The sequence below is a fragment of the Kamptonema sp. UHCC 0994 genome, from assembly GCF_029167235.1.
GTDB lineage: Bacteria > Cyanobacteriota > Cyanobacteriia > Cyanobacteriales > Microcoleaceae > Kamptonema.
In genome coordinates this window covers 1-7633 of the sequence record NZ_JARFTR010000166.1, presented here as the reverse complement: position 1 = coordinate 7633, position 7633 = coordinate 1, and the positions used below count along the sequence as shown (strand labels likewise).

The window sequence follows — 7633 nt, the reverse complement described above, 5'->3', positions numbered from 1 at the left end:
TATCTTTACCGCTCAGAGGGCGGCTTTACAGACAATGATATAAAATCGTAAATATACATAATTTTAACCCAAAATATATAACCATGAGCGAATTATCAATCCGTCCCGCCCTAATTACCAAAGTTATCCCCGATTCTATCGCCGCCGAAATCGGGTTTGAACCTGGAGACTCGATAGTATCTATCAACGGTCAAAAACCTCGCGATCTAATTGACTACCAATACCTCGTAGCCGACGAAATTCTAGAACTTAAAGTATTAGATATAAAAGGTAAAAGCCACAACCTAGAAATCGAAAAAGATTGCGACGAAGACTTAGGTTTAGAATTTGAAACCGCCCTCTTCGACGGACTAATTCAGTGTAATAACCGCTGCCCTTTTTGCTTCATCGACCAACAACCACCAGGAAAACGAGAAACCCTCTATCTCAAAGATGACGACTATCGCCTTAGCTTCCTTTATGGCAGTTATCTTACCCTGACTAATTTAACTCAAAAAGAGTGGGATAGAATCGAACAAATGCGGCTATCTCCCCTTTACGTTTCCGTACACGCAACTGAGTCAGAAGTGCGAATTCGCCTTTTGAAAAATTTTCGGGCTGGTAAAATCTTAGAGCAAATTAAGTGGTTTGAAGAGCGGAGATTGCAAATTCACGCCCAAGTAGTTGTCTGTCCCGGAATTAATGATGGCGAACACTTAGAACACACTCTGTTAGATTTAGCAAAATTTCACACTGGCAATATTCCGGCTGTGGCATCTGTTGCAGTAGTTCCAGTTGGTTTAACTCGTTTTCGGCCAGTAGAAGATGAACTTGTGCCAGTGACGGCCCAAAAAGCACAAGAAGTAATAAAACAAGTAAAATCTTTACAAACTAAATTCCGTAATGAAATGGGAGAAAATTGTGTTTGGTTAGCCGATGAATGGTTTTTAATCGCAGGTGAAGAATTGCCCTCTGCTGCTGATTACGAAGATTATCCACAAATTGGTAATGGTGTCGGTTCTATTCGCCAATTTCTCCAAGAATTTGAGGAAGTAATAAAGAAATTGCAACCGGAAAAAGTAAACCCGCCGCGAAAATGGACTTGGGTAGTTGGTAATGCTGTAGAAAAAGCTTTTGAGCCGATAGTGCAGCGGTTTAACCAAATTGAAGGACTGGAAGTTAATATGGTAGCCTTAGACAGCAATTATTGGGGAGTCGCGATCGCCGTTACAGGGTTGCTGACCGGTCAAGACTTGCTGGCAGGTTTGCAGGGGCGAGACTTAGGCGACGGGATTCTGCTACCATCAGTCATGCTCAAAGAGGGAGATAGCGTATTTTTAGACGATATTACCCTTGAGGAAGTAGCGGAAAAGCTAAAAACGTGCATCTTTCCAGTTATGGGAGTTGAAAAGCTGATCCTAGCTGCGATCGCGCAATAAAAAAGTATTAAAATGGCGATCGCTTTCCTCAAAAAAGCAGAAATGTAGCATACTCACTTCAGGCTTCATTGCTTGTTTTAGAATTGTCTCTGGACTTGCAGACTCATTAAAGAACTTATGCGCGTTTTTCGTCATCTCGTGGTTGTAGGGGTAGGTGCGGCGATTACTTTCAGTAATGTAGGGCGGAGTGCAGCTACACCACCCTTAGCTCAGTCCCAGGACACCCAGCCAGAAACTAATCAGCTCAAGTTAGGGCCAGATTTAAAATCTGCCCCAAAAACAGCAGGAGAGCGAAACTCGCAGGAGGGATATGTTCCTGCGATGTCCCCCCCAACTCAGTCTCAGGAAGCCCACACCAAAAATAGCTCCGTAACTAGCTCCCTACAATTAGGGACAAACTTCAAATCTGCCTCAAAACCAACAGGGGAAACATCCCAGAAACAAGAGATGCCTGTGGCAGAGCCGATGCCCGACAGAAAGGCAGACTTAACCCTAAAGCGGGGGCTGGGCGCAGTGGCGATCGCACCCCCAAAGTCAAAACAGAAATTTTCTGGGAGTATTGGGACTATACAGATCGCCACAAACGGCAAATCAAATACTGCACAAGCACCTTCCCCAACTGTTGAGCCGGTAGAAATTCCTGCCCCTGGGACTTCGCCCCTTACTCCTAGCGAAATGGCCCCATCTCCAGCCCCCACTCGTACTCCCCTGGAGAGTTTTCCACCATTAACACCGAATGGAACTTTGCAGACCCAGCCTCCTGAGTTCCTGGAGCCTAATCCGAATCCCCTCAGCTTTCCCACTCGACCTGATGAAGTTAGGATCGAACGTACTCAGCCCATTACCTTGCAGCAGGCGATCGATCTCGCCCACCGCAACTCTCAGACCTTCCAAATTGCCCAACTGCAATTAGAACAGAGCCAAGCGGTTGTACGAGAACAGCAAGCTGCTTTGTATCCCGATCTCAGCGTTCAAGTCGATCTCAACCGCCAAATCAGCGCTGGTGGAGAGCTTGGAGTTCGCGCTCAGGAACGCAGGCGAAACGTTTTAGAATCTCAAGGCCAACCAGTGGGCGGCCCCGACCCCCAAAACTTCGGCAGCAACACTCTCAATACAACTTTGCAGTTGACCTACAACGTCGATCTGTTCGGTGTCCGCACTGCTAATATCCGAGCTGCACAGGAACAACAACGATTTCGGGAGCTGGAAGTAGAGCGGATAGGCGAGGAACTGCGCTTTGATGTTTCTACTAATTACTACAACTTGCAAGATGCTGACGGGCGAGTCGCAATTGGCGAGGCTGCGGTCAGGAATGCTGGGCAGAGTTTACGAGATGCGGAAGCTCTAGAACGGGCTGGCGTGGGAACTCGATTTGCCGTATTACAGGCTCAGGTGAATTTAGCCAACGAGCAGCAAAGGTTAAATGAAGCCCGCCGGGATCAGCTAGTTCGTAGACGGCAACTAGCTGAAATTTTAAATATCAGTCAGTCTGTAGAGTTGACAGCCGCAGATCCCGTTGAACAAGCGGGGTCTTGGAAACTATCTTTGGAAGAGAGTATTGTGCTGGCTCTGAAAAATCGAGCTGAGCTCGAACAGCAGTTAGTGCAGCGAGCCGTGAGCGAACAGCAGCGGCGCTCGATTGTGGCAGGCCGCAAACCTCAACTCAATTTGTTTGCCAACTACAATGTACTGGGAGTAGACCCGGATGAGGGAGACTATTTTGCCTCTCGCGGGTTTGCGGATGGCTACTCGGTGGGAGCAAGGCTGACGTGGAATTTCTTTGATGGGGGAGCTGCTCAAGCGAGGACTCAACAGCGAGAATTTGATATTGCGATCGCAGAAACTCGTTTTGACCAACTTCGCAATCAGGTGCGCCGCGAAGTGGAACAAGGCTATTTTGAGTTGGAGTCGAGTTTTGCAAGTATTGAAACTGCCGAAACGGGCGTACTCCAGGCAAGGGAAGCTCTACGCCTGGCCCGCCTCCGTTTTCAAGCCGGTGTAGGTACTCAGACGGATGTAATTCAGGCTGAAACTGATTTAACCAGGTCTGAGAGAAACCGACTTTTGGCAATTATTGGCTACAACCGTGCTCTATCGGCCCTGGAACGGGCTGTTACTAATCTTCCCGGTAACGACCTTTCGGATACTCCTTAAGGAGGATGGGGAGCGGGGGAGCAGGGGAGGATTTGACTACCCTCACTCTCCCCTTTCCCTCATCTCCCCCCTCTCCCTCTTCCCCCTCTTTCCCAAAAGAACCGCCGAGATGCTTGCTGTACAACGATGTGTAAGTCCTATACCAATTAGCAATTAGCAATTAGCAATTAGCAATTAGCAATTAGCAATTAGCAATTAGCAATTACCCTGCCATACCTCATGTAACTGAAAACGGCTATATTATTTAATATTTTGTAATAAAGACCCTGTTAACCAAGTTAGGAATTCGCAATGGGCAATATCAAGTTTGTCAAGGAAAATCAGGAAGTAATTGCAGCAGACGGAGCGAATTTGAGGCTCAAAGCCCTTGAAAACCGGGTAGACTTGTACACTTTTTCAGGAAAGATGATGAATTGCGGGGGCTACGGCCAATGTGGCACCTGTATTGTGGAAATCGTGGAAGGGATGGAAAATCTCTCCCCTCGGACTGATGTAGAAAATCGTAAGCTGAAGAAAAAGCCCCCGACTTATCGTTTAGCCTGTCAAACTTTGGTTAATGGCCCCGTGAGTGTGAAAACTAAGCCGTGACGAGAGAAATCTCTTAAGAATCCCATCCCCTTTAGGGGTGGGAGTGTCAAGCTGAGATGATATCCTAGTCTTGTTAGTTTTTGATTATCAGATAGAGGCTGGGGATCATGCAAGTTAATGACCTAGGATTTATTGCATCAATTTTGTTCGTGCTAGTTCCAAGCGTTTTTCTACTCATTCTTTACATTCAAACGGCTAGCCGCGAAGGTAAAAAGGATAGTTAGCAATTTCTGCTACGTCTTTCGTTACCAAAAAAAGCGCCAAAGCATTACGCCTTTGGCGCTTTTTTGGTCGAAGGAAGAGGGATCATCGTAGCCCCTAGCCCCTCTATTCAGTCCGCGTAGGCGGACTTAGTTTGTGTAGATGCGATTTCAATCGCCGAACGATCGAGGGGGTATCAAGCTACATTTAGCCAACTGTACGCGCTAGGAGTACAGGACATTTAGCATACACGCGCACGTAGTCGGATAGAGAATTTCCTAGCAGGCGATCGAGATCCAGAAAGTTTTTGGCAATATTGGGGCGGCGATCGGGAGAACCAAGTAGTAACAAGTCTACGCTTAAATCGTCTGCCAGACGGCAGATAGTTTCCCCTGGTTTGCCGGTGGCTGTAATGCAGCGGTAGCTGACTCCCATTTTTTTTGCCTCTGCAACAGCAGGTGCTAAAATAGGGTCTTTTTCTGCATTAGGTGTTAAATCTTCAGTGTTTTTTCCAGTCAAATCTTTGGTAACGTGAACTAAAACTACCTGTCCGCCATTAACCTCTTTAAGCAGGAACAGTGCTAGTTTCAAGCATTCTAGAGCAGCTTCAGATTTGTCGATCGCGACCATTACACGCTTGATTTTTTTAACATAAGTATCGTCTTTCACCAACAGCATTGGTCGCGATGTTAACTGGAAGACGTACTGACTAACTGAGTTTTCGAGAATAGATTGCAAACGTCCTAGTCCCCGCGAACCCATAATGATCAGGTCGGATTTCTCTTCTTCGGCGACTTCGCAAACTATGGTTTTTGGGTCTCCCTGTCTCAGGCGGGGATTGACTTTGTTGGGATCTATATTCAAAGATTTCACTGCTTGTGCTAGGATTTCTCCTCCCTCTTTTAACTTCTCCGCCATGCCATCAGCAGTAACTTGGGGAGGTACGACGTGCAGAACTGTAACAGATGCTCGTTGTAGCGATGGGATGTCCATCAACATATTAAACATCTCTTCGCACAAGCCCCGACCAGCTACGGCTACTAAAATTTTTTCTATCATGGGTTTATTTTGCAATGACAACAAGTTATGTACGCTTACGGCGTTAAGTAGGAGCTTGATTGCTCTAACCTTTTACAACCAAGCATAAGCCTGAAAACTGCCTTATGATTTGTAGAAATGTAGCTTTTTGGAACGATTTGTAACGTGGTGCACAACAATCAATCAAAACCGGAATTGATATCTTCTGGCCCGATCCAAAATTTGCCTAATCGGGATAGTGGCTGGTTTGAACATCTAGTACGGGTTTACCCTCACCATACTGACTACGGCGGCATTGTTTGGCATGGAACTTACATCGCCTGGATGGAAGAGGCGCGGGTCGAAAGTTTGCGATCGATTGGCATTGAGTATGCAGACTGGGTGGCCCAAGGTTTAGAATTACCTGTGGTAGAACTCTCTGTGCGCTACCATCGGGCCGTGCAGATGGGCCAAACAGTGGCAGTCAGAACCCGGATGAGTGCTAGTGAGGGTGTGAGGCTACTTTGGGACTACGAAATTCAATCCCCTGATGGTAAGGAGTTATATGTGACTGCACAGGTAACTTTGGTGGGAGTCGATCGTGAGAAGGGTAAGATTATGCGCCAATTGCCAGTACAAGTGAGAGAGGCTTTGGCAAAGCTTACTGCTCATTTGAGTCCTTAATTGTTAGATTACTGATTAATTCATTTTTAATTGCTTACTGTTCTTCAGATGCCAGCGCTTTAGTTTTCATCATCTGAAAGATGTTGTAAAATCCATTAGCGCGGGAAGGAGTTAAGCTGACATTCAATCCAGTATCTTGAATAAAATCTGGAGAAACATTGGTTATTTCTGTTGGTGTTAATCCGCTTAATCCTTCAACCAATAACCCTACTAACCCTTTAACTAGCTGAGAATCAGAATCACCTTGAAACGAAACTTTGCCATCAGTTAAGTTGGCAGTAATATAAACTTGAGATACGCAGCCAGAAACTTTATTTTCAGGTAATTTATCGCTTTCTGGAAACTCTGGTAGCCGCTTGGCATACCAGAGTAATTGCTCGTAACGCCTTTTAGGGTCGGAGTGGCGCTGAAAACGCTCTACAATTCGAGCTAGAGCGTTGGGTAGAAAAGAAGTAGTGGACATGATTCCAAATTTTTGTCAATAGGTCAATTATACACAGAATTTAAGTTTTCTCAGTCCTTACGCAAAACCATAGTACGACCGCTTTCCAAGTGCGGTTTCTTGACCGCCAGGATGGCGGCGTTACTGCACAAGCGTGTGTAAGTCCTGTTTTCTGTAAAGCTATTGAGATTCTAGATACAGAATTAAATATTTTGCCTAGTTCGCACCAACAGACCATGTTTAGGAGCAAAAATCATCGCCAGAACAAACAGTAAAGTTTGGACGACAACAATACAGCCACCAGTTGAGGCATCTAGATAATAGCTAGCATAGAGTCCCATTACACTAGAAAAAACGCCAGAAGCAGTTGCTAATAACATCATATAGTCGAAGCGATCGGTTAACAAATAAGCAGTAGCTCCCGGTGTTACTAGCATTGCCACTACTAAAATAATCCCAACAGTTTGCAATCCTGCAACAGCAGTCAAAGATAATAAAGAAAGTAGCGTATAATATAAAGCTACGGTATTAATTCCAATTGAACGAGCATGAGTTTGGTCAAAACAAAATAGCAGAAAGTCCTTTCTGAAAATAGCAATCGTTACCAAAGCAATTACGCTAATTACAATTGTCTGGATAATATCACTATCGGAAATACCTAGAACATTGCCAAAGAGAATGTGAGTTAAATCTACAGAACTTTGTGTTTTAGAAATCAGAACTAAACCGAGAGCAAAAAAGCCAGTAAACACAAGTCCAATAACAGTGTCTTCCTTAATTCTAGTCTTAGATTTAATAAATCCAATTGCTACAACGGAACCAACTCCAAACACAAAAGCACCAATTGCTAATGGAATATTTAGCAGATAAGCAATTACCACTCCTGGCATTACTGCATGAGACACGGCATCTCCCATTAAGGCCCAACCTTTGAGGGTCATATAGCAGGACAAAACGGAACAGACAACTCCAACAAGCATACTAACTAAAACAGCCTTGACCATAAATTCATGGGCTAAGGGAGCCATAAACCATTGCCAAATATCTATCATAAATCCTCCTCTGCTATGTCAATAATGTGAGTTTAATTAAAGTAGTAACGCCGCCATCCTGGCGGTAAAGAACCGCC

8 protein-coding genes are annotated in these 7633 nt (G+C 45.1%); 5 read left to right on the top strand and 3 right to left on the bottom strand.

Annotated elements, in window-relative coordinates; translation table 11 throughout:
* Positions 1 to 83 precede the first annotated feature (83 nt).
* The 4 genes from PY364_RS15650 (at position 84) to psbM (ending at position 4384) form a co-directional block, all read left to right on the top strand.
* Positions 84 to 1418 carry a TIGR03279 family radical SAM protein gene (locus tag PY364_RS15650; RefSeq protein WP_275523893.1) on the top strand — a complete coding sequence of 445 codons (1335 nt, stop codon included), beginning with the start codon at positions 84 to 86 and terminating at the stop codon, positions 1416 to 1418.
* Positions 1419 to 1535: 117 nt separating this feature from the next.
* Positions 1536 to 3572, top strand: coding sequence for a TolC family protein (locus PY364_RS15645; protein WP_275523892.1), 2037 nt, complete (start codon positions 1536 to 1538; stop codon positions 3570 to 3572).
* A 291-nt stretch (positions 3573 to 3863) separates the two neighbouring features.
* Complete coding sequence (locus tag PY364_RS15640) at positions 3864 to 4160, top strand: 2Fe-2S iron-sulfur cluster-binding protein (RefSeq protein WP_275523891.1); 297 nt, start codon at positions 3864 to 3866, stop codon at positions 4158 to 4160.
* 107 nt (positions 4161 to 4267) lie between these two features.
* Positions 4268 to 4384: a photosystem II reaction center protein PsbM gene (gene psbM / locus PY364_RS15635; RefSeq protein ID WP_275523889.1), complete on the top strand. Its 117-nt coding sequence runs from the start codon at positions 4268 to 4270 to the stop codon at positions 4382 to 4384.
* A gap of 184 nt (positions 4385 to 4568) precedes the next feature.
* Here psbM and PY364_RS15630 read toward each other — a convergent pair whose 3' ends face one another.
* The gene (locus PY364_RS15630) at positions 4569 to 5420 is read right to left on the bottom strand and encodes a universal stress protein (protein WP_275523888.1); all 852 of its coding nucleotides are present in this window, start codon (positions 5418 to 5420) and stop codon (positions 4569 to 4571) included.
* Positions 5421 to 5564: 144 nt separating this feature from the next.
* Here PY364_RS15630 and PY364_RS15625 point away from each other — a divergent pair, with 144 nt between their 5' ends.
* Positions 5565 to 6062, top strand: coding sequence for a thioesterase family protein (locus PY364_RS15625; RefSeq protein WP_275523887.1), 498 nt, complete (start codon positions 5565 to 5567; stop codon positions 6060 to 6062).
* A gap of 34 nt (positions 6063 to 6096) precedes the next feature.
* Here PY364_RS15625 and PY364_RS15620 read toward each other — a convergent pair whose 3' ends face one another.
* Together PY364_RS15620 and PY364_RS15615 are read right to left on the bottom strand one after the other, a co-directional pair.
* Positions 6097 to 6525, bottom strand: coding sequence for a SufE family protein (locus tag PY364_RS15620; RefSeq protein ID WP_275523886.1), 429 nt, complete (start codon positions 6523 to 6525; stop codon positions 6097 to 6099).
* Positions 6526 to 6707: 182 nt separating this feature from the next.
* Positions 6708 to 7556, bottom strand: coding sequence for a metal ABC transporter permease (locus PY364_RS15615; protein ID WP_275523885.1), 849 nt, complete (start codon positions 7554 to 7556; stop codon positions 6708 to 6710).
* Between the last annotated feature and the right edge of the window lie 77 nt (positions 7557 to 7633).

Coding starts and splice junctions, on each gene's coding strand:
- PY364_RS15650 (WP_275523893.1), top strand. CDS start 84: ATGAGCGAATTATCAATCCGTCCCGCCCTAATTACCAAAGTTATCCCC.
- PY364_RS15645 (WP_275523892.1), top strand. CDS start 1,536: ATGCGCGTTTTTCGTCATCTCGTGGTTGTAGGGGTAGGTGCGGCGATT.
- PY364_RS15640 (WP_275523891.1), top strand. CDS start 3,864: ATGGGCAATATCAAGTTTGTCAAGGAAAATCAGGAAGTAATTGCAGCA.
- psbM (WP_275523889.1), top strand. CDS start 4,268: ATGCAAGTTAATGACCTAGGATTTATTGCATCAATTTTGTTCGTGCTA.
- PY364_RS15630 (WP_275523888.1), bottom strand. CDS start 5,420: ATGATAGAAAAAATTTTAGTAGCCGTAGCTGGTCGGGGCTTGTGCGAA.
- PY364_RS15620 (WP_275523886.1), bottom strand. CDS start 6,525: ATGTCCACTACTTCTTTTCTACCCAACGCTCTAGCTCGAATTGTAGAG.
- PY364_RS15615 (WP_275523885.1), bottom strand. CDS start 7,556: ATGATAGATATTTGGCAATGGTTTATGGCTCCCTTAGCCCATGAATTT.